This window comes from Kitasatospora sp. NPDC001660 (assembly GCF_053596725.1).
Genome location: NZ_JBSFGU010000002.1, coordinates 107,129 through 133,891 on the forward strand (window position 1 = coordinate 107,129; position 26,763 = coordinate 133,891).

Below are 26,763 nucleotides of genomic sequence, written 5' to 3' on the forward strand. Positions count from 1 at the left end.
GGTCGTGCCCATGAGTGACATTCAGAACGGCCCCTCGATCCGCGTGCTGCTGGCCGAGGACCAGGGGATGGTCCGGGAGGCGCTGGCGGCGCTGCTCGGGCTGGAGGGGGACATCGACGTCGTGGCGCAGGTGGGCCGCGGCGACGAGGTGGTGGCGGCGGCGCTGGCGAACGACGTCCAGGTCGCCGTGCTGGACATCGAGATGCCGGGCATGACGGGCATCGAGGCGGCGGCGCAGCTGCGCAAGCAGGCGCCGCGGACGAAGGTCGTGATCGCGACGACCTTCGGGCGGCCGGGCTACCTGCGCCGGGCGATGGAGTCGGGCGCGGACGCGTTCCTGGTGAAGGACGCGCCCGCCTCCGAACTCGCCGGGGCGATCCGCCGGGTGCTGCGCGGGGAGCGGGTGATCGACCCGGCGCTGGCCGCGGCGGCGCTGGCCGAGGGCGCCAACCCGCTGACCGCCCGCGAGCGGGACGTCCTCGGCGCGGCGGCGGACGGCGCGGTGAACGCGGACATCGCCAAGCGCCTGCACCTGTCCGAGGGGACGGTGCGCAACTACCTCTCGATGGCGATCCAGAAGACCGAGGCCCGCAACCGCACCGAGGCGGTGCGGATCGCCCGCGAGAAGGGCTGGCTCCAGCCGGGCGTCAGTTGAGCCGGTGCCGTGCCGCCCGGGCGTCCTGGCGGACCTTGGCCGCCGCGTCCGGGTCGAAGGCGTCGAGGATCCGGGCGTAGGCGTCCATCTCGGCCGAGCCGCCGAGGAAGTCCCCGGTCCGGACGAGGAGTTCGGCGCGTTCGAGGCGCAGCTGGGCGGGGTGGCGGGGGAGCAGCAGGGCGAGTTCGGTGGCCCAGAGCTGGGTGCGGGCGTGCTCGGGGCGGTCGGCGGCCCAGACGCGGATGTTGCCGAGCACGCGGTGGACGATGTCGAGCGGCTGGGCGGGGGTGAGCAGCGCGGGCGTGAAGGGCTGCCCGGTGGCCTGCACGAGCCGCTCGGCGTCGCCGGGGTCCAGCAGCCGCCCGCCGTGGAAGGGGTCGGCCAGGACGTACTGCTCGCCGCCGGCCGGGCCGCCGACGGCGACGATGAAGTGGCCGGGCAGTGCGATGCCGTGGACGGTGAGCCCGGACCGCCGTCCGACCGCCATCCACACCAGGGAGAGCGTGATCGGCAGCCCGCGCCGCCGCCGCAGGACCTCCGGCAGCAGCGAGGACTCCAGCCGGCGGTAGTCGGACTGCTGCCCGTGGAACCGCTCCCGCCCGCCGAGGACGGCGGCGAGCAGGGCGGCGGTCTCCTCGGGCCCGGCGGGGGCGCGCTCGGCGACGGCGAGCCGGACGGCGGCGGCGTGCCGGTCGAGGGCGGCCTCGCACGCGGCGAGCAGGGCGTCGACGCCCGGCGGCTCGCCGGGGTCGTCCGGGTCGGTGAGGGGGCCGTGTTCGGCGGCGGCGAGCAGGCAGAGCAGCACCGGATCGGGCTCCTCGGCGCGGGCGGCGGTCCGGAAGCGGTCTCTGCTCTGCTCGGTCACGGTGACGGCGACGGCTTTCGTACGGCGGGCGGGCAAACAGGCAAGCGGTGGCCGGGGACTACCCCTGGGGCAGCCGGGCGTAGTGGTAAGTGTGACTGGTCGTGAAGCCGAGTCCGTCATAGAGCGCGATCGCGCCGTCGTTGTCCGCCTCGACCTGCAGGCAGGCGCCGGTGGCCCCCTCCTCGGCGGCGCGGGCGGCGAGCACCGCCATGACCGCCGTGGCCAGCCCGGCCCGCCGGGCGTACGGCTGGACCTCGATCGCGCCGAAGCAGGCCCACGCGCCGTCGACGACGCAGCGTCCGATCGCCGGCGGTGGCTGCCCCTCAGCCCCGGGCACGGTGGCGAACCAGACCGAGGGCCCGCCGTGCAGCACCCGCCGGGCCGCCTCCTGCACGGCCGGGTCCTCGCTCAGCTTCCCGTACAGGGACATCCAGGCGGGCCCGGCCGTGCGCGCGAGCCGCACCCGGTCGTGCCCGGAGCCGACCCTGGTCAGCCCGGCCAGCGGGGCGGTGCGCACCAGCGTCGGCGACTGCGTGCGCCCGAGCAGCTCCCGCAGCCCGTCCGCCGTCCCCGGTGTGACGACCTCGACCAGGGCGGGCAGTTCGCGCTCGGCGTACCAGCCCCGGACGGCGGCCAGCGCCTGCGGCAGCGGCAGTCCGGGATCGCCGAGCGCCTGGACGGAGTTGGCCCGCTGGGTGAACCCGGCCGAGGCGCGCAGGGTCCACTCCCCGAGCGCCTCCTGCTCGACGCCGGGCCAGCAGCGCGCCGCGATCCGCTGGAGCTCGACGGGCGTCGCGGCGGGCAGCGGGGCCCGCCGGGCCGGGAAGAGCGGCACCACCTTGCCCGCGACCAGCAGTCGCTCGGGGAAGGAGACCGGACCGCCGGTGCGCGGCACGACCGTCAACCCGTGATCGTCCCACGATGTGAGCACGCCGATCACATCGCGGAAGACCGGCCGGCCGTCCACGAACTCGGACAGGCGCCGGACGGACACGCGTCGTCCCACGTCAGAGCGATCTATCCGGACCTCCGGACGCTCCTGGAGCGGGCCGTCAGCCGCCATCTGGGCACCTCCTGTGCATTTGCGGTCTCCGACCCGCGATACTAGGGGCGGGCATCGACGACGCCGCGCGCACCGCGCACGCGAGTAGAACAGAACGGGCCGCCAACCGGCCCTTCCTAGGAGGAACGACAGCGTGACCTACGTCATCGCGCAGCCTTGTGTCGACGTGAAGGACAAGGCGTGCATCGAAGAGTGCCCGGTTGACTGCATCTACGAGGGCGAGCGATCGCTCTACATCCACCCGGATGAGTGTGTCGACTGTGGCGCTTGCGAGCCGGTCTGCCCGGTCGAGGCGATCTTCTACGAGGACGACACTCCCGAGGAGTGGAAGGACTACTACAAGGCGAACGTCGAGTTCTTCGACGACCTCGGTTCGCCCGGTGGTGCCTCGAAGCTCGGCCTGATCGAGCGTGACCACCCGTTCATCGCCGCTCTGCCGCCGCAGAACGCCGACCACTGACGATCGGTGGCATCTGAGCTGTGAGCACCGACAACAGCACGCGCGCGCCGTTCCCGGGCCACCCGGGGGCGGCGCGCCGCGTTTCGGACCGCCTGCCCGTCTTCCCCTGGGACAAGCTGGAGCCGTACAAGGAGACCGCGCTCGCCCACCCGGGCGGCCTGTGCGACTTCTCCGTCGGCACCCCGGTCGACCCGGTCCCCGAGGTGATCCAGAAGGCGCTGGCCGTCCACACCGACACCCCCGGCTACCCGACCGTCTGGGGCCCGCTGGAGCTGCGCGAGGCGATCGCCGGCTGGCTGCACCGCCGCTGCGGCGCCGAGATCGGCCCGCAGGCCGTGCTGCCGACCATCGGCTCCAAGGAGCTGGTGGCCTCGCTGCCGGCCCAGCTCGGCCTCGGCCCGGGCGACCAGGTCGCCTACCCGCGCCTCGCCTACCCGACCTACGAGGTGGGCGCGCGGCTGTGCGGCGCGGAGCCGGTCGAGTACGACTCGGTGGACGAGCTGGACGGTTCGCGGGTGCGCCTGCTCTGGGTGAACTCGCCGTCCAACCCGACCGGCCGGGTGCTCGGCAGGGACGAGCTGCGCCGCGCGGTCGCCTGGGCCCGGGAGCACCGGGTGCTGCTGGTCAGCGACGAGTGCTACCTGGAGCTCGGCTGGGAGGCCGAGCCGGTGTCCGTCCTGCACCCGGACGTGTGCGGGGACGACCACGAGGGCCTGCTGGCCGTCCACTCGCTCTCCAAGCGCTCCAACCTGGCCGGCTACCGCTCCTCCTTCGTGGCGGGCGACCCGGTCGTGGTCAAGGAGCTGCTGGGGCTGCGCAAGCACGGCGGCATGATCGTCGCCGCGCCCGTCCAGGCGGCGACGATCGCCGCGCTGGAGGACGACGCGCACGTGGCCGAGCAGCGGGAGCGCTACGCGGCCCGGCGCTCGGCGCTGCGGGCGGCCCTGGAGGCGTACGGCCTGCGGATCGAGCACTCGGAGGCGAGCCTCTACCTGTGGGCGACCCAGGACCGCCCGTGCTGGGAGACCGTGGCCGAACTGGCCGAGCTGGGCATCCTGGTGGCGCCCGGGGAGTTCTACGGTCCGGCCGGCGAACGGTTCGTCCGGGTCGCCTTCACGGCGACGGACGAGCGGGTCGCCGCGGCCGTCGAGCGGCTGGGCGCGGCGCGCTAGCAGGGCGGTGGACGAAGGGGCCGGTGTCCCGGACACCGGCCCCTCCACGGTCTTCGACCCGGCTGTGCGGGCCGGTCTGCGGACGCGTCCGCGGGCGGTCTAGACGCCGAGGCCGCCGCCGTTCACGCCGCCCAGCAGCCCGCCGACCGGGCCGAGCGCGCCGGTGAGGCCGGACAGCGGGTTGTTCGGGCCGAGGTCGGTGCCGCCGAGGCGGTTCTCCGAGCCGTGCTGGGCGAGGCCGAGGACGTCGGTGCCGGGCAGGCCGCCCGGGAGCGTGCGCTCGACGGACTGCAGCGGCAGGGCGTCGGTGACGGCGTTGGTGCTGGGGACGGCGCCGGACAGCTTGTCGGCGCCGGGCAGGCCCTGGGTGACCGCGCCGGCGCTGCGGGTGCCCATGGCCTTGCCGGTGACGGCCTCGCCGAGCTTGCCGGCCAGCGCCGAGGCGACCTTCGGGGTGATGGCGGAGAGCCGGCCGGTGGTGGCGGCGGTCTTGTCGACCGGGGCGGCGAGCGATCCGGCCTTCTCGTTCGCCTCGGGCAGCTGCTTGGCGACGATGTCGCCGGTGGCGTCGGCGGCGGCCGGTACGCCCGCGGCGACGGTCGCGGCGCTGGTGGTCCCGGCGGCCGTGCCGAGCTCGTGGGTGGTGTGCTGGAGGCTGGAACCCGCGTCGGTGTTGGTCAGCTGGCCCACCGGCGCGGCGAGGTCGCTCTTGGGCAGCAGGGCGTCGCCGCCCAGGGCGGACGCGGAGCCGGCCGCGACCAGCGGGGTCGCTCCGGCCGCCACGACGAGCGCGGCCTGGGCGATCCGGCGCGTGAGGGGGTGAGACATGGGGCTCCTCGGAAGGGTCTGGGTCCGTCCCGTCCGCCGGGTGGACGACCGGGCGGACGACGTTGTTACCGCTTGAGAAGCCAGAAGGTTTCGGCCGGTGCAAGGAAAGTGTCCGACCGACCATCGGATCGTATGACTACAAGGAAGCGCCCCACCGGAGCCCGCCGGGGGCCGTGGATCCTGCGCCGGGCAAGGGGAGTGACGGTTCTCCACCCGGGGCCGCCGGAACGGGCGGCCGGGCCCGGCGTCGACACGGGGTTGACCCGGAATCACCCGTCCGGCGGCAACCCGCACGTCAGTGCGTCAACCCGCGTCACGCGGCCAGGGTGACCTGGACGAGCTTGGTCGTCGTCCCGGTCGGCTGCGGCTGCCAGCCGTCCTCCGACTTGGTCTTGCGCCAGATCTTCCCGTCGTAGGCCACCGTCGCGATGCCCAGCTGCTGCGCCTGGGCGACCGCCCAGTGCGCGACCTCCCAGCCGCTCGCCCGCTCGGCGGCCGCGGCGGCGTCGGCCCCGGCGTCCGCCGAGGTGGTCAGCGCGGCGGCGGACGGGTCCGGGGTCAGCGCGACGGCGCTCTCGGCGCCCTTGATCGTCGACGTGTAGCCGGTGGCCGCGGTGACGGTGCGGCCGAACTCGCGGCGCACCCGGTCGGAGAGCACCTGGGTGCGGTCCGGCGCCGCGGCCGGGGTGGCGGAGGCGCTCGCGGTGGGCGACGCCGAGTCGTCCCCCGGGTCCGGCTTGGCGTAGTCGTGCACGACGCAGGTGAACGAGGCGGGCTCGCGGCCGGCCAGCGCCGAGGTGAGCAGCGTCGCCTTGGTCTCGTGCTTGGCGTACGCCTGCGGGTAGCCGCTCTTCTGCACCGCCTGCGCCGCGTCGGTCAGCGGCAGCCGGGTGTACCCGGGCACCTTGACCAGGCCGTCCAGGAACTTGTTGGTCGCGTAGACCGGGTCCTGGATCTGCGCCGCGGTGCCCCAGCCCATCGAGGGGCGCTGCTGGAACAGGCCGATCGAGTCCCGGTCGCCGCCCGCGAGGTTGCGCAGCTTGGACTCCTGCATGGCGGTGGCCAGCGAGATCGCCGTCGCCCGGTCCGGCAGCCCGCGCGAGCGCGCCACCGCGGCGATCGTCGCGGCGTTGCCGGCCTGCGACAGCTCCAGGGTGCCCTCGCCGGTCGCGGTCTTCACCGTGCAGCCCTCGGGCTCGCTCTCCTTGAAGCCGAACCACCAGATGCCGACCACGGCCGCCCCGGCGACCAGTGCGAGGCCTAGCAGTCCGACGATCACGAGCAGCAGGGCGCGCAGCGGCCCGCGGCGGGGGGGCGCCAATTCGTCGCCCTGATCCTCGCTCTTCTTCCTGGCCACCCTCGCCCCTCTCGCGCCTGCTTCCTGATCCGACACCGTACCCACTCGGACGGGTGTGCGGCGCCCCCCGGTTGCCGATACGCATCGCCGACCGTGTCACACGACTGCCACACGGGGCCCAGGCCACGCGCACTAGGCTGGCGCCCATGAGCAGCTCCGACACGACGCCTCTGGACCTCACCCTCGACGGCGGCACGCTGACCGCCCGGCTCGTCGACTTCCCGTCCGTGAGCGGCGACGAGCAGCCGCTCGCCGACGCCGTGGAGGCCGCCCTGCGCGCCTACCCGCACCTGACCGTCGACCGGTACGGCAACAACGTGGTGGCCCGCACCCACCTCGGCCGCTCCGAGCGCGTCCTGCTGGCCGGCCACCTGGACACCGTGCCGATCGCCGACAACCTGCCCTCGTACGTCGACGGGGACCTGCTCTACGGCTGCGGCACCTCGGACATGAAGTCGGGCGTCGCCGTCCAGCTGCGGCTCGCCGCCACCTTGCCCGAGCCCAACCGCGACCTGACCTTCGTGTTCTACGACTGCGAGGAGGTGGAGGCCCACCGCAACGGCCTCGGCCACCTCGCCAAGGAGCGGCCCGAGTGGCTGGCCGCCGACTTCGCGGTGCTGATGGAGCCCAGCGGCGCCGTCGTCGAGGGCGGCTGCCAGGGCACCGTGCGGGCGCAGATCCGGCTCACCGGCGTGCGCGCCCACTCGGCCCGCAGCTGGCTCGGCGACAACGCCATCCACCACGCCGCCGAGGTGCTCACCCGGCTCGCGGCCTACGAGCCGCGCCGGGTGGAGATCGACGGCCTGGAGTACCGCGAGGGCCTGAACGCGGTGCGGATCGACGGCGGCGTGGCCGGCAACGTCATCCCGGACGAGTGCGTCGTGACGGTCAACTTCCGCTACGCGCCGGACCGCAGCGAGGCGGAGGCGGAGAAGCACGTCCGCGAGGTCTTCGACGGCTTCGAGGTGACCGTCACCGACTTCGCCCCCGGCGCCCTGCCCGGCCTCTCCCAGCCGGCCGCGCAGGCCTTCCTGGCCGCCACCGGCGGCACCGCCCGGGCCAAGTTCGGCTGGACCGACGTCGCCCGCTTCAGCGCGCTCGGCGTCCCGGCGGTCAACTACGGTCCCGGGGACCCGAACCTCGCGCACAAGCGGGACGAGCACTGCTCGCTGAGCGCCATCGCCGAGACCGAGGAGCGGCTGCGCAGCTGGCTCACCAGCTGACCCGGGACTCGCCCGGGGCCGGTCCGGCCAGGAGCCGAACGCCACCTTCCGGTTGCCCAACCGACCTTTCCCCGTTGCCTGAAATCGGGGGAAGGTCGGCGTAGGGTTTCGTCATGACAGGCACAGGAGACGAGAAGCAGTACGGGCACGGCCCCGAGCAGGTCGGCGTGCCGCGGAAGAAGAAGGCCTGGCCCGAGAAGCAGAAGGGTCCGGTGCTGGTGCGCCGGGACCAGGTCGGCACGAGCACCACGGACCAACGCCTGCTGGACACCACCGGACCGACCGACTGGCTGCACACCGATCCGTGGCGGGTGCTGCGGATCACCTCCGAGTTCGTCGAGGGCTTCGGCGCCCTCGCCGAACTCCCGCCCGCGATCAGCGTGTTCGGCTCGGCCCGGACCCCGGTCGACTCCCCCGAGTACGAGTCCGGCGTGGCCATCGGCCGGGCGCTCGCCGAGGCCGGCTACGCGGTGATCACCGGCGGCGGCCCGGGCGCCATGGAGGCCGCCAACCGCGGCGCCTCCGAGGCGGGCGGCCTGAGCGTCGGTCTCGGCATCGAGCTGCCCTTCGAGCAGGGGCTCAACGAGTTCGTCGACCTCGGGCTGAACTTCCGTTACTTCTTCGTCCGCAAGACGATGTTCGTGAAGTACGCCCAGGGCTTCGTGGTCCTGCCCGGGGGGCTCGGCACGCTGGACGAGCTGTTCGAGGCGCTCACCCTCGTCCAGACGAAGAAGGTCACCCGCTTCCCGGTGATCCTCTTCGGCAGCTCCTACTGGGGCGGGCTCTACGAGTGGCTGAAGAGCACCCTCGTCGCGCAGGGCAAGGCGGCCCCGCGCGACCTGGAGCTGTTCCACATCACCGACGAGATCGACGAGGTCATGAAGATCCTCGCCGACGCCCGTCGGCCGGCCAACGAGATCTGAGCCGACGAGATCCGACCGCCCGCGCTCAGGCCAGCCCCCGGCGGGCCACCGCCGGGGGCCGGGTGCCCCGGATCGAGGCGACCATGTCCAGCACCTGCCGGGTCTGCGCGACCTGGTGCACCCGGTAGACCTGTGCGCCCAGCCAGGCCGAGACGGCCGTCGTCGCGAGCGTGCCGAGCAGCCGCTCGTCCACCGGCCGGTCGAGGGTCTCGCCGACGAAGTCCTTGTTGGACAGCGACACCAGCACCGGGAAGCCGGTCGCGGTCATCTCCGGCAGCCGCCGGGTCGCCTCCAGCGAGTGCCGGGTGTTCTTGCCGAAGTCGTGCCCCGGGTCGATGATCAGCGCGTCCCGCCGCACGCCCAGCTCCACGGCCCGCTCGGCCAGCCCGACGGTCACCCGCAGGATGTCCGCCATCACGTCCTCGTAGCCCACCCGGTGCGGCCGGGTGCGCGGCTCGGCGCCGCCCGCGTGCGTGCAGACCAGCCCCACGTCGTACCGCGCGGCCACCCCGGCGAGCTCGGGGTCCACCCCGCCCCAGGCATCGTTCAGCAGGTCCGCGCCGGCCTCGCAGACCGCCTCGCCGACCTCGTGCCGCCAGGTGTCCACGCTGATCACGGCCTCGGGGTGGCGCTTGCGCAGCTCCGCGACGAACGGCACGGTGCGGCGCAGCTCCTCCTCGACGGTGACCTCGTCGCCCGGCCCGGCCTTGACCCCGCCGATGTCCAGGATCGCGGCGCCCTCGGCCACCGCCCGGTCGGCGGCGGCGTGCGCGGCCTCGTCCGCGTACGTCGCGCCCCGGTCGAAGAACGAGTCCGGGGTCCGGTTGACGATGGCCATGATCACCAGCTCGTCGTCACCGAATTCGCGCGGTCCAAGGCGCAGCGCCACCGATGTCTCCTCCACGACTCCCCAGGGTGCGATGATGGCCCCCGGCCTCACTTGGGACCATGCTGTCATGATCAGCGCGGTCCGGGCACCTGACAGCAGGCCGGCCGGGAAGTCGGGAGGACAGCTCGTGTTCTGGGTGATCGTGGTCGCCATGGCCGTGGTGGTCGGCGGTGCCGCGCTGGTGGCGCTCGGCGGCGGCGGGTCGATGCCGGAGGCGGTGCAGGACCGCCTCGCCGCGCGGCTGCCGCAGGACCGTCCGCTCAGCAGGGCGGACGTGGACGACCTGCGCCTGCCGATGGCCGTCCGCGGCTACCGGATGGACGAGGTCGACGACGTCCTGGACCGCCTCGGCGCCGAACTCGCCCACCGCGACTCGCGGATCGCCGAGCTGGAGGCCGCCGCCCACCTGCGCGGTGCGGTCGAGGCCACCACGGGACCGGACACCGGCGCCGAACCGCTGCCCGGCCTGGAGGAGTTCGCGAAGGTCGTCGAGCCTTCCGGGACGCCCGAGGACGCGAAGCCGGTGGAGGACCGGTGACCGAGCCGCAGGACGGCACCGTCCTCGGCGCCGACGGCCTGCGCCGCTGCGGCTGGGGCGACTCGACCGACGACTACCGGGTCTACCACGACACCGAGTGGGGCCGCCCGGTGCACGGCGACGACGCCCTGTTCGAGCGGGTCTGCCTGGAGGCCTTCCAGTCCGGCCTGTCCTGGCTGACCATCCTGCGCCGCCGGGAGGGCTTCCGGGCCGCGTTCGCCGGCTTCGAGATCGGGAAGGTCGCCGAGTTCGGCGAGGCCGACGTCGAGCGGCTGCTCGCCGACACCGGCATCATCCGCAACCGGGCCAAGATCGAGGCGGCCATCGCCAACGCCCGGGCCGCCCGCGAGCTCGACGGCGGCCTGGAGGAGCTGATCTGGGGCTTCGCCGGCGACCCGGACCGGCCGGCCCCCCGCACGATGGCGCAGGTTCCGGCCGTCACGCCCGGGTCGACGGCGCTCGCGAAGGCGCTGAAGAAGGAGGGCTTCCGCTTCGTCGGCCCCACCACCGCCTACGCGCTCATGCAGGCCTGCGGTCTGGTCGACGACCACCTGGAGGCCTGCCACGTGCGCAGCGCGCGGAAGGCTCAGCGGCCCCGGTAGACGGGCTTCTCCTTGGCGATGAAGGCGCGGACCGCGATCCGGTGGTCCTCGCTGTCGCCCGCCAGGGTCTGCAGCTCGTACTCCTTGTCGAGCAGTTCGTCCAGCGAGTGCGAGGCCCCGTACGCCAGCGACTCCTTGACGGCGCCGTAGGCCACCGTCGGGCCCTCGGCCAGCTCGCGGGCGAAGACCCGTGCGGTGGCGGCGAGTTCCTCGACCGGGACGACCTTGGTGGCCAGGCCCAGTTCCATCGCCTCGGTGGCCTTCACCGTCCGCGGCAGCATCAGCAGCTCGGTGGCCTTGGCGTGCCCGACCAGTCGCGGCAGCGTCCACGAGGCGCCCGAGTCGGCGGTCAGCCCGATCCCGGCGAACGCGGTGTTGAAGCCGCCCTTCTCGGACAGGATCCGGAAGTCGCAGGCGAAGGCGAGCGAGGCGCCCGCGCCCGCCGCGACCCCGCCGACCGCCGCGACGGTGGGCTTGCGCATCCCCGCCAGCGCCCGCACCAGCGGGTTGTAGTGCTCGCCGACGGTCCGCAGCGCGCTCTCGCCGGTCTCGTCGGCGCGCTTGAGCATCGCCAGGTGCTCGTTGAGGTCCTGGCCGACGCAGAACGCGCGCTCGCCCGCCCCGGTCAGCAGCACCGCCCGCACCGCCGGGTCGGCCGCCGCGGCGGCCGTCGTGTCCCGCAGCGCGACCTTGGTCGCGACGTCCAGCGCGTTCATCGCCTCCGGACGGTTGATCGTGATGACGGCCAGGCCGCCGTCCAGCTCGTACAGCACGGAATCGGACATGGGCGAGGGGCTCCCTTGTGATCGCTGCGGTGTCGTCGGGTGTCAGGATGCCGGAGCACCGGGCCGGCTGGGGAGTGTGAGGTATCGCACCTTCCGGTGGTGTCCGCACCGCTGCCGAGCGGTGGCTTATGACGGGAAATACGGTGGTTGGGGCCGGTCCGGCCGAGGTTGCACCGAGAGTGATGTTGGTCATCAGGCGGTGGCATGCGGGATAATGGCTTCCGATCAATGCGTTCGATACCGGCGGTGGACGGACTGCCGGTGCGTAGCTGAGCGGTTGCAGGAAGGGGAACGAGCATGGCGGCCATGAAGCCGCGGACGGGTGACGGCCCGCTCGAAGTCACCAAAGAGGGGCGGGGCATCATCATGCGCGTTCCGCTCGAAGGCGGCGGACGCCTCGTGGTGGAGCTCACGCCTGACGAGGCCGACGCCCTCGGCGAGGCCCTGAAGAAGGCCTGCGGCTGACCGCAGCAGGTGCTCGCCATCTCCTGGAGATGTGCTGCCGGGCCCGGGTACGACGTCACGTCGGCCCGGGCCCGCGGCTTCCCGGGACCGGGCCGGGACCGGCCGGGAGGGCTCAGCGCTTGACGGCGCAGAGCAGGCCGTCCGAGACCGGCAGCAGCGCGGGCAGCAGCTCGCCGCTCTCCCGGACGTCCTGGACCAGGTTGCGCACCGCGTCCGTCTGCGGGTCCTGCAGCTCCGGCTCGGCCAGCCGGCCCTCCTGGAAGACCCCTTCGAAGCAGACCATCCCGCCCGGCCGCAGCAGCCGCAGCGCCTCCGCCAGGTACTCCCGCGACTCCGCCGGATCGCCGTCGCAGAACACCAGGTCGTACTGGCCGTCCGCGAGCCGCGGCAGCACCTCCAGCGCCCGGCCCGGTATGAACCGCGAGCGGTTGGCCGCGAACCCCGCCGCCTGGTACGCCTCGCGCGCCAGCTGCTGGCGCACCGGCTCCGAGTCCACCGTGGTCAGCACGCCGTCCGGCCGCATCCCGCGCAGCAGGTAGACCCCCGAGACCCCCGTCCCGGTGCCGATCTCGGCCACCGCCTTGGCGTCCAGCGCGGCCGCCAGCAGCCGCAGGCACGCCCCGCCGCTCGGCCCGATCGCCCGTATCCCCGTCCGCGCGGACTGCGCCCGGGCGTAGGTCAGCACCGCGTCCTCGCCCACGTAGGTGTCGGCGAGGGCCGCACGCGCGGGCCCGAACTCGCTGATGGCTGCCTCTTTCGGAGCCCCGGGTGGCGGCCCGGTGCCGGGGGATGTCGATATTTCCTGCCACAGATTACTGGCCGACCGGGAACCGCGTACGGCGGCGGGCCGTTGTGAGGAGGGACCGGGTACGGGAGACCTCCCGGGCACTTTTATCCGGGCTTGACGGGTGAGGTGGATATGGTGGTGGCCCTGCTGGGCAGAAGAGCCGACCGAGGAGGTGTGGCCGAGGGCGACGTCCCCGTGCGGCGGCACGTCCGCGGCACCGCGTCGGCCCGTACGCCGAAGCCCGTGATGAACCAGCCTGCGCACTCCGACCTGGACCAGCCCGCCGCCGCGATGCCGGACGCCGGTACCACCGAGGCCCCCGCCCTCGCGACCTTCACCGAGGGCCCCGACGCGCAGACCTGGACTCCGCCCACGTGGGAGGAGATCGTCGAGGCCCACAGCGCCCGCGTCTACCGTCTCGCCTACCGCCTGACGGGCAACCAGCACGACGCCGAGGACCTCACCCAGGAGGTCTTCGTCCGGGTGTTCCGCTCGCTGTCCACCTACACCCCCGGCACGTTCGAGGGCTGGCTGCACCGGATCACCACCAACCTGTTCCTGGACATGGTCCGCCGCCGCCAGCGCATCCGCTTCGACGCGCTCGGCGACGACGCGGCCGAGCGCCTCGCCTCCCGCGAGCCCAGCCCGGCCCAGCACTTCAGCGACACCCACTTCGACGCCGACGTGCAGCACGCCCTGGACACCCTCGCCCCGGAGTTCCGCGCCGCCGTGGTGCTCTGCGACATCGAGGGCCTGTCCTACGAGGAGATCGCCGCCACGCTGGGCGTCAAGCTCGGCACCGTCCGCAGCCGCATCCACCGCGGCCGCTCCCACCTGCGCGCCGCGCTCAAGCACCGCGCCCCCGGCTCGGCCCCCGGGCGCGAGCGCCGCGGCGGCTCGGCGGAGCCGGTGCGGGTCGGCGCCGCCGCCGGTGAGGTCCCGGTGGTGCCGGGCGGGTGCGGACGGAGGCGATCGTGAGCGGATCCGGCCGCTCGGGGTCGGGCCGTCCGGAGGCGTCCGGCCGGTCCGCCGCCAGGCGGGGCTGGTCCCTGCCGGGCCGCCGCGGCGGTGACGAGCCGGGCGAGCCCGGACCGTCCGCCGCCCCGCTGCCCGGCGACGCCGAGCTGCGCGCCGTGGCCGTGCGTCCCGCCGAACCCGCCGTCGAGGAGCACCACCTCGGCGAGCGCCTCTCCGCCTTCCTCGACGGCGAGCTCGGGCACGACTCCCGCGAGCGCGTCCAGGCCCACCTGGCGACCTGCCCGCAGTGCCTCGCCGAGGCCGACGAGGGCCGCGCCGTCAAGCACCTGCTGACCCGCACCGGCACCCCCGATCCGTCCTCGGCGCTGATGGCCCGGCTGATGGCCGTCGGCAGCCTCCCGGACGACGACCAGGCGGGCTCCGACTGGCGGACCGGCCGGGACGACGACGACCTGCCCGGTGGCGGCGTCACCGACCCCGGCACGCTCGGCGGCAGCCGGCTCAACGGCGGCTCGTTCGGCCGCGGCGCCGGCGCCTCCTTCGGCGCGGGCGCACTCGGCGCCGACACCCCGCTGCCCGGGGTCGACCCGCGCGCCTTCGGCCGCGGCGGCGCGGTGCTGCGCCCGCTGATGGGCCGGCGCGCCCCACGCCCCGAGGCCCCGGCCCGGCCGCAGCCGGACGCCGCGGTGGCCGTCGTCCGCCCGTCCGCGCCGCGCGGGCGCCGCTTCGCCTTCGCCGCCGCCGGCGCCTTCTCGGTGGCCGCGGTGACGCTGGGCGGCTTCGGCGGCCTCACCGCGGCGAGCGAGGACCAGCACGGCACCTCGGTCAGCCCGGTCGGCACGCCCGCCCGCACCGGCGGACTGGTCCCGATGAACGCGCAGGTTCCGGTGGACTTCCCGGTCCGCCCGGTCGCCGCGACCCCGCCGTCGCTGCCGGACCGCCCTCCGGGCGGGTACACCACCCTGCACCGGGAACTTCGCTAGACACCCGTCACAGCGCCGCTCGCGGACGGCTCCGGCCATCGGCTGGTCTTTACCACGGGTTCATCACGCCGTGGAGCAGGGACCCGCCGGTGGCCATTACCCTGTAGGAACCGTCGTCCGACGAGCTAGGGAGCATAGGTGTTCAGCGACGTAGGCGGGCTGGAGATCCTGACCCTGATCGTGATGGCGATCATCATCTTCGGCCCCGACAAGCTGCCGAAGCTGATCCAGGACACCATGGGCTTCATCCGCAAGGTCCGCTCCTTCGCCGACAGCGCGAAGGAGGACATCCGCAGCGAGCTGGGCCCCGAGTTCAAGGACTTCGAGTTCGAGGACCTGCACCCCAAGACCTTCGTCCGCAAGCAGCTCATGGGCGGCAACGAGGACCCGCTGGGCTTCAAGGACATGAAGGACTCGCTCGACATCCGGTCCGTCCTGGACGACAAGCCCGCGGCTCCGGTGAACGGCCGGCCCGACAGCGTCAGCTTCGGGAAGGCCGCCGCCCCGGCCGCCGCCTCCTCCGGCCCGCCGCTCCAGCCCGGCGAGCGCCCCCCGTTCGACCCCGACGCGACCTGACCGCGCCCCCGCGCCGTCCGTCTTCGGCCACGCCACCGCCCCGCTCTCACCCACGACTGAGCGGGGCGGCGTCGTGCGCGCCGCTATTGTGCTGATTGCTCCCGTCGAGCTGTCCGTCAGATCCCGCGCCCGTGCGGGCCGTGGGACGTCCGGCGGGGCGCCGGGGCCCGCCACCAAGGGAGCGGCCGCGGCAGGCACACGTGCGTTTGAGGAGGCCCGGGGATGGACGCGACGAGTCAGGCGGGAGGGGCGACGGCCACGGCCGGCGGCCCGGTGGTCGGCGGGCAGGCCGGCCCGGCGGACCCGCTGGTGCCCTACCTGTCCGCCGACTTCCCCTGGTACGGCCTGGACGACGGCTGGACCGGCCGCCGCTACCTGATGCAGGCCGGCGCCGGCGGCCTCCGCGCCGGTGCGTCCGGCAGCGTCGACTACGGCACCCTCGGCCACGGCGAGGAGCCGGCCAGACAGTACGAGCCGCGCGACACGCGGAAGTTCGCCGTCGTCGTCACCGTCGCCCGCCGCGACAGCCGCCGCAGCTCCGACAACACCGGCACCCTGGAGGCGACCTCCGCCTCCTCCGCCGCCTGGCTGGCCGGCTCCGGCCTGCTCGCCTCCACCTGGCCCGGCCAGCTGGACCGGGCGCTGCGCCAGGACTGGCTGGAACAGCAGAGCGCCCTCGCCTGGGACCTCGCCGACGACCTGGCCGGCCCCGGCTGGTCCACCCTCAGCCTCCCGGTGAACGGACTGCCGCAGCCGTTCCGCTACCGCGAGTCCGAGTACGGCTGGGTGCTGGCCGGCGAGGCCCCCGGCGTCCTGCTCGGCGCGTACGGCCGCGGCGTCAGCGCCTACGGCACCGGCTTCTCGACCGTCCCCGACCTCACCGCCTACACGCGCGCGTAGGGCCCGCAGCACCCGGGTACGCGACGAGGGGCCGGGTGGCGCACCACCCGGCCCCTCGTCGAGGACCGCTCTAGAACTTGTTCTTGGGCGTCAGGCCGAGCGACATGCCGGACAGGCCGCGCTGGCGCCCGCCGAGCTTGCCGGCGACGGCGCGCAGGGCGGCGCCGGCCGGGGAGTCGGGCGCGGCGAGCACGACCGGGCGGCCGTCGTCGCCGCCCTCGCGCAGGCGGACGTCGATCGGGATCGAGCCGAGCACCGGGACGGTCGCGCCGACGGTGCGGGTGAGCGCGTCCGCGACGGTCTGGCCGCCGCCGGTGCCGAAGACGTCGATCATCTCGTCACAGTGCGGGCACGGCATGCCGGACATGTTCTCGATCACGCCGACGATCTTCTGGTGGGTCTGCACCGCGATGGTGCCGGCCCGCTCGGCCACCTCGGCGGCGGCCATCTGCGGGGTGGTGACGATCAGGATCTCCGCGTTCGGGACCAGCTGGGCCACCGAGATCGCGATGTCGCCGGTGCCCGGCGGCAGGTCGAGCAGCAGCACGTCCAGGTCGCCCCACCACACGTCGGCGAGGAACTGCTGGAGGGCGCGGTGCAGCATCGGGCCGCGCCAGACGACCGGCGCGTTGCCCGGGGTGAACATGCCGATCGAGATGACCTTCACGCCGTTCGCCTGCGGCGGCATGATCATGTCCTGGACCTGGGTCGGCCGGCCCTCGACGCCCAGCATGCGCGGCACGCTGTGGCCGTAGATGTCGGCGTCCACGACGGCGACCTTGAGGCCGTCCGCGGCCATCGCGGCGGCCAGGTTGACGGTCACCGAGGACTTGCCGACGCCGCCCTTGCCGGACGCGACGGCGTAGACGCGGGTGAGGGTGCCGGGCTTGGCGAACGGGATCTCCCGCTCGGGGGCGCCGCCGCGCAGCAGCTGGGAGAGCTCCTTGCGCTGTTCGTCGCTCATCACGTCGAGCTCGACCTCGACGCCGGTCACGCCGGGGACCCTGCCGACCGCCTCGCGGACCCGGGTGACGATGGTGTCGCGCATCGGACAGCCGGAGACGGTCAGGTAGACCGCGACGCGCACCGCGCCGCCCTCGGCGATCTCGACCGATTTCACCATGCCGATCTCGGTGATCGGGCGGTTGATCTCCGGGTCGTTGACGGTCGCCAGCGCCTGGCGCACGGAGTCCTCCGTGACGCCGGCCGCGACCTCTGTCTCGTTGGCCATGCCTTGATGGTACGGCGCCGGACGATCGCCTTAACCGGTCGGTAGCGTGCCGCCGGTCACAGCGCCTCCGAGGCCTCCCGGCGCTCGTCGATCTCCTTGAGCAGGGACTGGAGTTCGGAGCGGATGCCGCTCAGCTCGGAGGAGATGAAGGCGCGCGTGGCGACCTCGCCGAGCCCGTGCCGCAGCGCGGCCACCTCGCGGGTCAGGTACTCGGTGTCGGCGATGTTGCGGTCGCTGCGGGCCCGGTCTTGCTCCATGTTGACCCGGTCCCGGTTGTCCTGGCGGTTCTGCGCGAGCAGGATCAGCGGCGCCGCGTAGGAGGCCTGCAGGGACAGGACCAGGGTCAGGAAGATGAACGGGTAGGAGTCGAAGCGCACGTTCTCCGGCAGCAGGGTGTTCCAGGCCACCCAGATGATGATCACCACGGTCATCCAGACGATGAACCGTCCGGTGCCGAGGAAGCGGGCGATCCGCTCGGAGAGCTTGCCGAAGGCCTCGGGGTCGTACGAGGGCAGGGTGAGCAGGCCCGGCCGGGCGGTGCGCGGCTGGTCGAACCGGGCGCGGTTGGAGCCGCTGATGGGGGAGGTCTCCAGGCGGTCCCGGCTGCTGCCCTCGCGGGTGCGCAGCTCGCGCAGCTGGCGCAGCTCCCGAAGTTCGCCGCGCAGGCGCCGGTGCGCGGGGTCGTCGTCGGTCCGTCCCTTGCGGTCAGCGTCCACCGGTAGTGCCCTCCGTCTCGTGCCGGTCGTCGTCCCGGGCGTGCAGTGCGGCGTCGCGCCAGTCCTCCGGCAGCAGGTGGTCGAGCACGTCGTCGACGGTGACCGCGCCGAGCAGGTGGTCCGCGTCGTCGACGACCGGGGCCGCGACCAGGTTGTAGGTCGCCAGGTAGCTGGTGATCAGCGACAGCGGGGTGTCCGGCGGCAGCGGGTCGAGGTCGTCGTCGACCAGCGAGCCGACCAGGACGTACGGGGGCTCGCGCAGCAGCCGCTGGAAGTGCACGGTGCCGAGGTAACGGCCGGTCGGGGTCTCGTTCGGCGGACGGCAGACGAAGACCTGCGCGGCGAGCGCGGGCTTGTGGTCGCGGACCCGGATCCGGGCGAGGGCCTCGGCGACCGTCGCGTCCGGCTCCAGCACGATCGGCTCGGTGGTCATGAGACCGCCGGCGGTGTCCTCCTCGTAGGAGAGCAGGCGGCGCACCGGCTCGGCCTCGTCCGGCTCCATCAGCTGGAGCAGGCGCTCCGCCTCGTCGCCGGGCAGCTCGGAGAGCAGGTCGGCGGCGTCGTCCGGGTCCATCGCCTCCAGGACGTCGGCGGCGCGCTCCTCCTGGAGCTTGCCGATGATCTCGACCTGGTCGTCCTCGGGCAGCTCCTCCAGGACGTCGGCGAGCCGCTCGTCGTCGAGCGCGGCGGCCACCTCGGCGCGACGCTTGGCGGAGAGGTGGTGCATGACACCGGCGAGGTCGGCGGGGCGCAGCTGCTCGAAGGTGGCGAGCAGGTTGGCGGCGCCCTGGTCCTGCTCGGGCAGCGTGAAGCCGGTGACGTCCTGCCAGTCCAGGGTGAGCCGCTCGCCCTTGCCCTTGCGCAGCCGGCCGGCCCGGCCGACCTGGACGAAGACCTTGCTGATCTCCCACTCGCGCAGCCGGGTCTGGACCATGCCGACGTCCAGCACGGTGACCGGCTCGCCGGTCTTCGACCACGTGACGGTGCGGTCCAGCAGTTCGGCGAGGACGAGGGTCTCGGCGGGGCGCTGCTCGAAGCGGCGGAGGTTGATCACACCGGTGGTGAGCACCTGACCGGACTCCAGGCTGGTCACCCTGGTCATCGGGAGGAAGATCCGGCGCCGCCCGACCACCTCGACCACGAGTCCGAGCACCCGGGGCGGGCGCCCGCCGAGCCGCAGTGCGACGACCACGTCGCGGACCCGGCCGACCTGGTCCCCGTTCGGGTCGAAGACCGCGATCGCGGAGAGGTGGGAGATGAAGACCCGGGTGCCTGGTCCTGCCATGAACTCCCTCGACTCGCTCGACGTCGTGCTCGGTGCGCGCCACGGTGCACCCCCTGGCCAAGGCTACCCGCGGTGTGCGGGAGCGGCCCGACGGGGCACGGTAGCGGTGCCGGGAGTATCGGGCGTGAACCCTCAGCGACGCTTGAACAGCAGTCTGGGCAGGCCGGCCGGGATCGGCCGGCGGGTGGTCGCCGGGGTCGGCATCGGCTCGGCGGTGTGCGCGCCGTCCGGCATCGCGCCCGGGCGCTCGGCGAGCGCGCCGGCCGGCTCCAGCCGCAGGACCCGGCACTCGCGGGCCCAGCGGTCCGCGATGGTGTCGGTGTCGGGCGCGTTCAGCCGCTTGCCCTTGAGCTCCTCGACCGCGCCCAGCCAGGCCTCGCTGTGCGGGGCCAGCTCGAGGACCCGGGCCTGCCAGCCGGTGAGGCGGCCGCCCTTGTCCTTGCTGCGGACCGTCACCAGGGCACCGGAGCCGGCGCTCAGCCCGTGCAGCGGCTGCTCGCCGCCGTCGCCGACGACGACCACGGCGCCGTCGTGCCAGGCGTGCCAGACCGGGCGGGCGTACTCCTGGCCGTCGGCGCGGACCCAGAGCAGTCCGGACTTCTTCGCGGCCTCCTCCAACAGGGCCTGGTCGAGGAAGTCGTCGGCGGTGGCGGGCGTACGGTCCATGGCGCACAGCGTACGGCCTCCGCCGTCCGCGGGCCGTCTCACCCGTCGGGCGACAGTTCCATCGCCGGGACACGGGCCTTACGGTAAGAGCCGCCCAGCCGCCCTCGCCCGCGAAGGAGCGCCGTGCCCGCCGCCCGGCCCGCCACCGCCCCCGCGCCCGCCGCCGGCGCGTTCCCCTCGCACCCGCTGCCCACCCTCGACCTCCTGCTGCTCGCCGTCTCCATCAGCGGCATCTCGTTCTCCGGCCCGCTGATCAGCGCCACCGCCGCGCCCGCGCTCGCGATCGCGTTCTGGCGCAACCTCATGTCGGTCGGCGTGCTCGGCCCGTACGCGCTGCTGCGCCACCGCGCCGAGCTGCGCGGGATCGGCCGGCGCGCGCTGCTGCTCGCGGCGGCGGCCGGCGCCCTGCTCGCGCTGCACTTCGCGCTCTGGATGCCGAGCCTGCGGATGACCTCGGTGGCCTCGGCGACCGCGCTGGTCACCACCTCCCCGCTGTGGACGATCCTGCTGATGCGGCTGTTCGGCACCCGGGCGCCCCGGACGGTCTGGACCGGCATGGGCGCCGCCTTCGCCGGCGTGCTGGTGCTCACCGGCGTCGACCTCTCGCTCTCCCCGCGCGCGCTGCTCGGCGACGCCCTCGCGCTCGCCGCGGGCCTGGCCGCGGCCGGGTACGTGCTGCTGGGCGCGGAGGTCCGCAGGACCGTCAGCACCACCGCCTACACGCTGGTCTGCTACGCCACCACGGCGGTCGTGCTGCTGGGGATCTGCCTGGCCGCCGGGACGCGGTTGTCCGGCTGGCCGGCCGGGGTGTGGTGGCAGATCGTGCTGCTGACGGTCGCCGCCCAGTTCCTCGGCCACTCGCTGAGCAACCGCGTGGTGCGCACGCTCGGCCCGTCCGTCACCTCCACCGCCATCCTGCTGGAGGCCCCGGGCGCGGCGCTGATCGCCGCGCTCTGGCTCGGCCAGTGGCCCCCGGCGGCCGCCTACCCGGCGGTGGTGCTGATCCTGCTCGGCCTGGTGCTGGTCGCCCGCGCCGGCCGGCGCTGACGCCGGCCCGAACTCCCGCGCTACAGCCAGCCGTTGCGGCGGAAGCCGCGGTACATCGCGACGCAGATCAGGGCCACCGCGCCGAGCACCAACGGGTAGCCGTACCTGTGGTGCAGCTCGGGCATGTAGTCGAAGTTCATGCCGTACACGCCGGTGATCATGGTGGGCACGGCGAAGATCGCGGCCCAGGCGGTGATCTTGCGCATGTCCTCGTTCTGCGCGACCGACACCTGTGCCAGGTTCGCCTGGAGCAGCGAGTTGAGCAGCTCGTCGAAGCCGTGCACCTGCTCGGTGACCCGGGCCAGGTGGTCGGCGACGTCCCGGAAGTACTTCTGGACGTCCGGGTCGACGAGCCCCTGCAGCGGTTGCGAGAGCTGCTGCATCGGGCGCAGCAGCGGGACCACCGCGCGCTTGAACTCCAGGACCTCGCGCTTGAGTTGGTAGACCCGGCCGACGTCGGTGCCGCGCCCGCCGCGGTTGGAGAAGACGTCGAACTCGATCTCGTCCACGTCGTTCTGCAGCCGCTCGACGACCAGCAGGTAGTTGTCCACGACGTGGTCGGCGATCGCGTGCAGCACGGCGGCCGGGCCCTTGGCGAGCAGCCCGGCGTCGTCCGCGTCGGCCTCCAGCCGGTGGCGCAGGTCCTGGAGCGAGCCGTGGCCGCCGTGCCGGACGGTGATCACGAAGTCCCGCCCGGCGAAGACCATCAGCTCACCGGTCTCCACCACTTCGCTGGTCGGGGTCAGCTGGGCGTGCTCGACGTACCGGATGGTCTTGAACACCGCGAACAGCACGTCGTCGTAGCGCTCGACCTTGGGCCGCTGGTGCGCGTGCACCGCGTCCTCGACCGCGAGCGGGTGCAGGCCGAAGCGCTGCGCGATGCCCTCGAACTCCTCCTCGCTCGGCTCGTGCAGCCCGATCCAGCTGAACGATCCTGCGCCGTCCGGCAGTTGTCGCGCGGCCTTGACCCGGCGCACCGCCTCGTGCGGGCTGCAGCTCTGCCCGTGCCGCCGGCCGTCCTGGTAGACCGCGCAGTCCACCACGGCCGAACCGGCATCGCCCGGCGGCACGGCGTCGTACCGGCCGACCGCGGGACGGCGGCGGCCCGGACGGACGGCGGCGCGCAGGCTGTTGATCATCGACATGGCAGGCTCCCTGGGACAGGAGCCGCCGCACGGGCGGCGCAGGCGGGCGAATGGCCGGGGGTGCGACGGCGAGGAACACCGGTGAAGGGCGGGGAGCTCTCCCGGCCGGTCCGTCCGCGGGCGGGCCGCCCCGGCTGCCGCTGCGGGGTCAGCCGGTGGGGCGGGACGTGCGGGAAGGGCGCTGCGGCCGGGCAGAGCTGCCGGTACTGCAATCTCGGCCGGTATCCACCGCAACCACCTCCTTCGCGCCGCGGCCCCGAAACGTCCGAACTCATGGTTCCCGGTGGCCAGTCGCTCACCCTAACATCCGACCGGTCGTCCGCGCCGGGCCTTCCCCGCGGGATACGCTCACGGGCATGGCGCACGACTTCCCGCTCTTCGGCGGCCCCCACGGCTCCTCCCCGGAGCTCTCCCGGGAGGCGGTGCTGGCCGCCGTCGAGGCCCGGCTGATCGCCACCTTCGGCGAGCCGAGCGGCCGCGCCGCGGTCACCTTCCTCGGCACCGACCGGATCGAGGTGCTGCGCTTCGGCCCGGACGCCGACGGCCTGGTCCGCTACGCGACCCTCGGCATGGCCGCCGCCCCGATGGCGGACCCGACCGCGATGGTCGCCGACCAGGTGCGCGGCCCGCGCGCCGAACTCGTTCTGACCGTCCGCGGCGGCCGCGACGACGTGCTCCGCAGCCTCGTCACCTTTGCCGCGACGCCGCAGGTGGAGGGCCTGGTGGTGGCCCCGGGCGGCTCGCTGGACCTGGGCGCCCCGCTGTGGACGGGCGCGCCGTTCACCTCGGTCCTGGTCGCCGAGCCGGGCGGCCTGGTGCCGGACCTCGACCTGGACGAGCCGGCCGACCCGGTCCGCTTCCTCCCGCTGCTGCCGATGACCCCCAACGAGGCCGGCTGGAAGCGTGTCCACGGCGCCGCCGCCCTCCAGGAGCGCTGGCTGAACCACGGCACTGACCTGCGCGATCCGGACCGCCGCGGCGTCCGCCTGGACTGACGGCACGCCACCGGGCGCGCTCCGCCCCCGCGCTCCCACGCGCCCGCGCGAGGCCGGACAAGGGCTCAGCCCCCGATCGGCTTCGCGCCGGTGGCCTGGGCCAGCAGGGCCTCGTACACCTCGGGGTCGGTGGTGTGCTCGCCGAGCCGGACGGTCTTGCGGCCGCCGTGGTAGTCGCTGGACCCGGTGACCAGCAGCCCGAGTTCGCCGGCCAGGCCGCGCAGCCGGGCCCTGGTCTCCTCGTCGTGGTCGGTGTGGTCGACCTCCAGCCCGGCCAGCCCGGCCGCCGCGAGCTCGGCGATCACCTCGTCGGAGACCGTCCGCCCGCGCTTGACCGCGCCGGGGTGGGCGAACACCGGTACCCCGCCGGCCGCCCGGACCAGCCGGACCGCCTGGACCGGGTCGGTCTCGTGCTTGCGCACGTCCGCCCGGCCGCCGTTGGCGAGCCACCTGGCGGTGAAGGCGTCCGAGACGGTCGCCACCACGCCCGCCTCGACCAGCGCGCTCGCGATGTGCGGGCGGCCGACCGAGCCGTCGCCCGCGATCCGCTGCACCTGCTCCCAGCTGATGTCCGCGCCGAGCTCCCGGCAGCGCTCGACGATCGCCCGCCCGCGCCGGAACCGGTCGGTGCGCACCAGCTCCCGTTCGGCCGCGAAGGCGGGCTCGGCCGGGTCGAACAGGTACGCCAGCAGGTGCATGCTGATGCCGTCCACGACGCAGGACAGCTCCGCCCCGGGGACGACGGCCAGCCGGCTGCCGGCCGGCAGCGCGTGCACCGCCCCGGCGGCCGCGGCGTGCCCCGCGACGGTGTCGTGGTCGGTGAGCGCGACGACGTCGAGGCCCGCGGCCACCGCCGCCGCGACCAGCTCGGCCGGGCTGTCGGTGCCGTCGGACGCGGTGCTGTGGGCGTGCAGGTCGATGCGCACGGGTCGGACCTCCTGGGGCTCGCGGATGCGGCCCAGGATAGGGCGCTCAACCCAGCAGGCGGGGGGAGAGGGCTCCGCAGGGCAGGAGGTCCAGCTCGGCGCCGGCCTCGCGCAGGTCGGTGAGCACCAGTTCGTCGTACATCACCAGCGCCGACTGCTCGGGCCACGCGACCGCCCACAGCCAGAGCCCGCGGGCCTCGCCGACGAACACCGCGCGGTCGACCGGGGCGTCCGGGACGTGGAACATCGGGGTGGGCCGTCCGGCGGCCATCAGCTTGGCATCGGCGGGCTTGTAGAGGGTGACGGACTCGCCCGGGTCGGGCCCGGCCATCCCGGCGTACCGGGCGCCGAGGCCGACGCCCAGCTCCTCGGCGACCAGCACCAGCTCGCCGAAGCCGCCGAGCGGGGCCGGCCCGGAGCAGGCGACGGCGGTGGCGCGGGCGCCGGAGACGTCGTCACCGACGTGCGCGATGCCGGTGTAGAGCCAGCCGACCGGGAGCGGCCAGGGCAGCCAGACGGGGACCTGGGAGCGGGCGACGGCGACGCCGAGCGCCTCCACGCTCGGGGGCAGCACCGGCTGCATCGGGTGCACGGCTCCGTGCCGGTCGCACTGCCAGGTGTCCGAAAACAAACCGGGGGCACGCACCCGACCGGCGCACCTCGGGCAGCTTGGCTCGCCCCTCATAGCCGACAACGCTCCTCCCTCCGGACCGCCGCGTCAAGGACGATCACCCGTACGGAGGGCTCGGCGGTACCTGTCGGTGGCGGGACGCCCGGTCCGGCGCGGGTGGGCGCGGGTGCGGGCGGCTCCGGATGGGGGATGTCCAGCGGCGGGCGGCGGCAAACGTCGGGCCGGTGGCGCCCGGGGTGGGCGCGGACGCACTGACGCCCCGTCATCGGCGATCGCGGTGACGGGGCGTCAGTCGGGTATCGGGACGTCCGGATCGGACGCTCCGGGCTCGTCGGCGGCGGGTGAGGTCTCCCGGTCGGAGGCGCCGCGCGGGGTCAGACGGTCGGGCACGGGCGGATGAGCAGGCGCTCGCCGGTGCGGGCGGCGGCCTGGACGAGTTCGCGGACGGTCTCGGCGTCGGCGATCACGCGGTCGGTGGCGGAGCCGTTGGCGTCGTCCAGTCGGAGGATCTCGAAGCGCATCGTCTTGGTCATGGGCGTCTCCTTTTCCGGCCCCGTCGGGAGGGGCTGCTGGGGCTGAGTCGGTATCAGCCCGTTCGGGGTCCTGCGGGTCGTCCGGCGGTGAGTCCGGACCGGCCTGCTCGTACGTGCGGCGGTCTGCTGCGGCAAGGGCTCCCCCTACTTGCCTGGTGCTGCTGGTGCCTCGTGAACCACGGTGTCGTGGCGGTGCTTCCGGGCCGTTGCCCGTCCGTTAAGTCCTGGTTTCAGTGGATTGAAACCCGCGGCGGGCCGGTGATGATTCCCGGACAGAATCAAAGATTACCGTAACTAACGAATTTTGTCGTGCGGTGAGCGCGGTCGACGTCCCGAAAGTGGTTCAGACCACGTCGTCAGCCGCCCAGAACGCGGCCAGTGCGCCCGCCGTCGCGGCCGGACGCTCGGCGTTGGGGGAGTGGCCGGCCTCCTCGACGATCACCCGGCGGGCGCCGAGCCGCTGCGCCATGCGCGTCTGCTCCGGCACCGGCCAGGCGTAGTCCCGTTCGCCGGAGAGCACCAGCACGGGGAGCCCGGCGGTGGCGGCGGCCAGCTCGTCCACCCGGTCCGGCGCGGCGACCAGGTGGCCGCCGGTGACGGCCAGCGCGCGCGGCACGCCGGCCAGCCAGCGGCGGTGCAGGAACGCGGCGACATCGGCGGCCGGGCGGCGCCTCTGGTCGCCGCTGCCCTCCTCCATCTGCCGCATGACCTGCCAGATCTCCTCCAGGCTCAGCACCGGCAGCGCGTCGAGCAGCAGTTTGGTGCGGGCCGCCTCGGCCGGGTCGATCGCGCCCGCCCCGGTGGACATCAGCGTCAGCGAGGCCCACGGCAGGGGCCCGTCGGCCGCCGCCGCGAGCACCGCCTCCCGGACCACCTGGCCGCCGAAGGAGTGCCCCAGCAGGTGCAGCGGCCCGTCGTCGGCCAGCGCCAGGGTGAGCGCCCGCACGTCCGCCCCCAGGGCCTCGACGGCGTACGCGGCCGGGTCGTCCGGCCCGCCGGTCTCGTACTGCCCGCGCTGGTCGACGGCGGTCACCCGGTAGCCGGCAGCCGCGAGCGGCTCCAGCAGCCCGATGAAGTCCTCCTTGCTGCCGGTGAACCCGGGAACCAGGAGGGCCGACCCCCGCACCGCCCCACCGGGCTCGGCCCGCAGCGCCGCGAACCCGCCCCGCTCGGTCGCGATCCGCACGGCGCGGGCACAGCGAGGAAGGGTGAGGAACTGTGGCGTGCTCATGGACCTGTCTCTCCTACGCGCGACAACCCGGGGCGACCTCCGAGCCTAGGCCTGCCCACGGACTCCCGCCGTCCACGTGGAGGCGCGGGGCACCGGCTGGGCCGCACCTGCGCGGGCGGGTGCCTTGGGCGCGCCGGGGAAGTCCCGTGCACCTATGGGACACCCCCTCCGGGGCGGGTGCGTCAGCTTTCCGGGGTCACCTCGGCGGCCTTGCGGGTGCGGGTCCGGCGGCGCGGGGCCGGGACCTCGGCGACCGCCTCGGTGGCCGGGGCCTCGGTGACAGCCTCGGCCTTGGGCTTGCGGGTGCG

General features: G+C 74.2%; 30 protein-coding genes. 14 read left to right on the plus strand and 16 right to left on the minus strand.

Going from position 1 to position 26,763, the window contains the following annotated elements; translation table 11 throughout:
- Positions 1 to 10: 10 nt before the first annotated feature.
- Complete coding sequence (locus ACWCXH_RS02450; RefSeq protein ID WP_449799456.1) at positions 11 to 655, plus strand: response regulator; 645 nt, start codon at positions 11 to 13, stop codon at positions 653 to 655.
- Here ACWCXH_RS02450 and ACWCXH_RS02455 read toward each other — a convergent pair.
- Both ACWCXH_RS02455 and ACWCXH_RS02460 read right to left on the minus strand, forming a co-directional pair.
- Positions 648 to 1,520 (minus strand): transglutaminase family protein, encoded by an 873-nt coding sequence (locus ACWCXH_RS02455; RefSeq protein WP_449799457.1) that lies wholly within the window; start codon positions 1,518 to 1,520, stop codon positions 648 to 650. The two genes, ACWCXH_RS02450 and ACWCXH_RS02455, sit on opposite strands and share 8 nt — an antisense overlap.
- Before the next feature lie 58 nt (positions 1,521 to 1,578).
- Positions 1,579 to 2,583 carry a GNAT family N-acetyltransferase gene (locus ACWCXH_RS02460; RefSeq protein WP_449799458.1) on the minus strand — a complete coding sequence of 335 codons (1,005 nt, stop codon included), beginning with the start codon at positions 2,581 to 2,583 and terminating at the stop codon, positions 1,579 to 1,581.
- Positions 2,584 to 2,716: 133 nt separating this feature from the next.
- Here ACWCXH_RS02460 and fdxA point away from each other — a divergent pair, with 133 nt between their 5' ends.
- Both fdxA and dapC read left to right on the plus strand, forming a co-directional pair.
- Positions 2,717 to 3,043, plus strand: coding sequence for a ferredoxin (gene fdxA / locus ACWCXH_RS02465; protein WP_030061559.1), 327 nt, complete (start codon positions 2,717 to 2,719; stop codon positions 3,041 to 3,043).
- A gap of 20 nt (positions 3,044 to 3,063) precedes the next feature.
- A complete protein-coding gene (gene dapC, locus ACWCXH_RS02470; protein WP_449799459.1) occupies positions 3,064 to 4,215 on the plus strand; it encodes a succinyldiaminopimelate transaminase in 1,152 nt (383 codons plus the stop codon).
- Between the two features lie 99 nt (positions 4,216 to 4,314).
- On the opposite strand, the gene ACWCXH_RS02475 is transcribed toward dapC, so the two are convergent.
- Together ACWCXH_RS02475 and ACWCXH_RS02480 are read right to left on the minus strand one after the other, a co-directional pair.
- Positions 4,315 to 5,043 (minus strand): hypothetical protein, encoded by a 729-nt coding sequence (locus tag ACWCXH_RS02475; RefSeq protein ID WP_449799460.1) that lies wholly within the window; start codon positions 5,041 to 5,043, stop codon positions 4,315 to 4,317.
- A 313-nt stretch (positions 5,044 to 5,356) separates the two neighbouring features.
- The gene (locus ACWCXH_RS02480; RefSeq protein ID WP_449799461.1) at positions 5,357 to 6,400 is read right to left on the minus strand and encodes a hypothetical protein; all 1,044 of its coding nucleotides are present in this window, start codon (positions 6,398 to 6,400) and stop codon (positions 5,357 to 5,359) included.
- Positions 6,401 to 6,546: 146 nt separating this feature from the next.
- On the opposite strand from ACWCXH_RS02480, the gene dapE reads away from it, so the two are divergent.
- Together dapE and ACWCXH_RS02490 are read left to right on the plus strand one after the other, a co-directional pair.
- The gene (gene dapE, locus ACWCXH_RS02485) at positions 6,547 to 7,623 is read left to right on the plus strand and encodes a succinyl-diaminopimelate desuccinylase (RefSeq protein WP_449799462.1); all 1,077 of its coding nucleotides are present in this window, start codon (positions 6,547 to 6,549) and stop codon (positions 7,621 to 7,623) included.
- Between the two features lie 113 nt (positions 7,624 to 7,736).
- Positions 7,737 to 8,546 (plus strand): LOG family protein, encoded by an 810-nt coding sequence (locus ACWCXH_RS02490; protein ID WP_449799463.1) that lies wholly within the window; start codon positions 7,737 to 7,739, stop codon positions 8,544 to 8,546.
- Positions 8,547 to 8,571: 25 nt separating this feature from the next.
- Here ACWCXH_RS02490 and folP read toward each other — a convergent pair whose 3' ends face one another.
- On the minus strand, positions 8,572 to 9,384 hold the full coding sequence (gene folP / locus ACWCXH_RS02495) for a dihydropteroate synthase (RefSeq protein ID WP_449799655.1): 813 nt from the start codon (positions 9,382 to 9,384) through the stop codon (positions 8,572 to 8,574).
- Positions 9,385 to 9,502: 118 nt separating this feature from the next.
- Between folP and ACWCXH_RS02500 the strand changes: the two genes are divergently transcribed.
- Both ACWCXH_RS02500 and ACWCXH_RS02505 read left to right on the plus strand, forming a co-directional pair.
- Positions 9,503 to 9,973, plus strand: coding sequence for a DivIVA domain-containing protein (locus ACWCXH_RS02500; RefSeq protein WP_449799464.1), 471 nt, complete (start codon positions 9,503 to 9,505; stop codon positions 9,971 to 9,973).
- Entirely contained in the window at positions 9,970 to 10,575 is a 606-nt protein-coding gene (locus tag ACWCXH_RS02505; RefSeq protein ID WP_449799465.1) for a DNA-3-methyladenine glycosylase I, read from the plus strand. Before ACWCXH_RS02500 ends, ACWCXH_RS02505 begins: the two co-directional genes overlap by 4 nt.
- Here ACWCXH_RS02505 and ACWCXH_RS02510 read toward each other — a convergent pair.
- Entirely contained in the window at positions 10,560 to 11,360 is an 801-nt protein-coding gene (locus tag ACWCXH_RS02510) for an enoyl-CoA hydratase-related protein (protein WP_449799466.1), read from the minus strand. The genes ACWCXH_RS02505 and ACWCXH_RS02510 overlap by 16 nt on opposite strands.
- A gap of 297 nt (positions 11,361 to 11,657) precedes the next feature.
- Between ACWCXH_RS02510 and ACWCXH_RS02515 the strand changes: the two genes are divergently transcribed.
- Positions 11,658 to 11,825, plus strand: coding sequence for a DUF3117 domain-containing protein (locus ACWCXH_RS02515; RefSeq protein WP_014137929.1), 168 nt, complete (start codon positions 11,658 to 11,660; stop codon positions 11,823 to 11,825).
- Positions 11,826 to 11,937: 112 nt separating this feature from the next.
- On the opposite strand, the gene ACWCXH_RS02520 is transcribed toward ACWCXH_RS02515, so the two are convergent.
- Positions 11,938 to 12,570: an O-methyltransferase gene (locus tag ACWCXH_RS02520; RefSeq protein ID WP_449799656.1), complete on the minus strand. Its 633-nt coding sequence runs from the start codon at positions 12,568 to 12,570 to the stop codon at positions 11,938 to 11,940.
- A gap of 333 nt (positions 12,571 to 12,903) precedes the next feature.
- Between ACWCXH_RS02520 and sigE the strand changes: the two genes are divergently transcribed.
- From sigE to ACWCXH_RS02540, 4 genes are all read left to right on the plus strand, one after another.
- Positions 12,904 to 13,590 carry an RNA polymerase sigma factor SigE gene (gene sigE / locus ACWCXH_RS02525; protein ID WP_449799657.1) on the plus strand — a complete coding sequence of 229 codons (687 nt, stop codon included), beginning with the start codon at positions 12,904 to 12,906 and terminating at the stop codon, positions 13,588 to 13,590.
- On the plus strand, positions 13,587 to 14,573 hold the full coding sequence (locus ACWCXH_RS02530) for a zf-HC2 domain-containing protein (RefSeq protein WP_449799467.1): 987 nt from the start codon (positions 13,587 to 13,589) through the stop codon (positions 14,571 to 14,573). Before sigE ends, ACWCXH_RS02530 begins: the two co-directional genes overlap by 4 nt.
- Positions 14,574 to 14,711: 138 nt before the next feature.
- Positions 14,712 to 15,149, plus strand: coding sequence for a sec-independent translocase (locus tag ACWCXH_RS02535; protein ID WP_449799468.1), 438 nt, complete (start codon positions 14,712 to 14,714; stop codon positions 15,147 to 15,149).
- 222 nt (positions 15,150 to 15,371) lie between these two features.
- Entirely contained in the window at positions 15,372 to 16,049 is a 678-nt protein-coding gene (locus tag ACWCXH_RS02540; RefSeq protein ID WP_449799469.1) for a hypothetical protein, read from the plus strand.
- Between the two features lie 70 nt (positions 16,050 to 16,119).
- On the opposite strand, the gene ACWCXH_RS02545 is transcribed toward ACWCXH_RS02540, so the two are convergent.
- The 4 genes from ACWCXH_RS02545 to ACWCXH_RS02560 form a co-directional block, all read right to left on the minus strand.
- Positions 16,120 to 17,280 carry an Mrp/NBP35 family ATP-binding protein gene (locus ACWCXH_RS02545; RefSeq protein WP_449799470.1) on the minus strand — a complete coding sequence of 387 codons (1,161 nt, stop codon included), beginning with the start codon at positions 17,278 to 17,280 and terminating at the stop codon, positions 16,120 to 16,122.
- Positions 17,281 to 17,336: 56 nt separating this feature from the next.
- A complete protein-coding gene (locus ACWCXH_RS02550; protein ID WP_449799658.1) occupies positions 17,337 to 17,906 on the minus strand; it encodes a DUF1003 domain-containing protein in 570 nt (189 codons plus the stop codon).
- A gap of 79 nt (positions 17,907 to 17,985) precedes the next feature.
- Entirely contained in the window at positions 17,986 to 19,281 is a 1,296-nt protein-coding gene (locus tag ACWCXH_RS02555) for a magnesium transporter MgtE N-terminal domain-containing protein (protein WP_449799471.1), read from the minus strand.
- 132 nt (positions 19,282 to 19,413) lie between these two features.
- Entirely contained in the window at positions 19,414 to 19,947 is a 534-nt protein-coding gene (locus ACWCXH_RS02560; RefSeq protein WP_449799472.1) for a hypothetical protein, read from the minus strand.
- A gap of 123 nt (positions 19,948 to 20,070) precedes the next feature.
- Here ACWCXH_RS02560 and ACWCXH_RS02565 point away from each other — a divergent pair, with 123 nt between their 5' ends.
- Positions 20,071 to 20,994: a DMT family transporter gene (locus tag ACWCXH_RS02565; protein WP_449799473.1), complete on the plus strand. Its 924-nt coding sequence runs from the start codon at positions 20,071 to 20,073 to the stop codon at positions 20,992 to 20,994.
- A gap of 20 nt (positions 20,995 to 21,014) precedes the next feature.
- Here the strand turns inward: ACWCXH_RS02565 and corA are convergent, their stop codons facing one another.
- A complete protein-coding gene (gene corA / locus ACWCXH_RS02570) occupies positions 21,015 to 22,139 on the minus strand; it encodes a magnesium/cobalt transporter CorA (protein WP_449799474.1) in 1,125 nt (374 codons plus the stop codon).
- Positions 22,140 to 22,495: 356 nt separating this feature from the next.
- On the opposite strand from corA, the gene ACWCXH_RS02575 reads away from it, so the two are divergent.
- Entirely contained in the window at positions 22,496 to 23,134 is a 639-nt protein-coding gene (locus ACWCXH_RS02575; protein ID WP_449799475.1) for a suppressor of fused domain protein, read from the plus strand.
- 65 nt (positions 23,135 to 23,199) lie between these two features.
- Here ACWCXH_RS02575 and ACWCXH_RS02580 read toward each other — a convergent pair whose 3' ends face one another.
- The 4 genes from ACWCXH_RS02580 to ACWCXH_RS02595 form a co-directional block, all read right to left on the minus strand.
- Entirely contained in the window at positions 23,200 to 24,060 is an 861-nt protein-coding gene (locus ACWCXH_RS02580; protein WP_449799476.1) for a PHP domain-containing protein, read from the minus strand.
- A 46-nt stretch (positions 24,061 to 24,106) separates the two neighbouring features.
- Positions 24,107 to 24,745, minus strand: a complete 639-nt coding sequence (locus ACWCXH_RS02585; protein ID WP_449799477.1) for a DUF6758 family protein — start codon at positions 24,743 to 24,745, stop codon at positions 24,107 to 24,109.
- A 320-nt stretch (positions 24,746 to 25,065) separates the two neighbouring features.
- A complete protein-coding gene (locus tag ACWCXH_RS02590) occupies positions 25,066 to 25,224 on the minus strand; it encodes a hypothetical protein (RefSeq protein WP_449799673.1) in 159 nt (52 codons plus the stop codon).
- A gap of 343 nt (positions 25,225 to 25,567) precedes the next feature.
- Positions 25,568 to 26,455, minus strand: a complete 888-nt coding sequence (locus ACWCXH_RS02595; RefSeq protein ID WP_449799478.1) for an alpha/beta fold hydrolase — start codon at positions 26,453 to 26,455, stop codon at positions 25,568 to 25,570.
- Between the last annotated feature and the right edge of the window lie 308 nt (positions 26,456 to 26,763).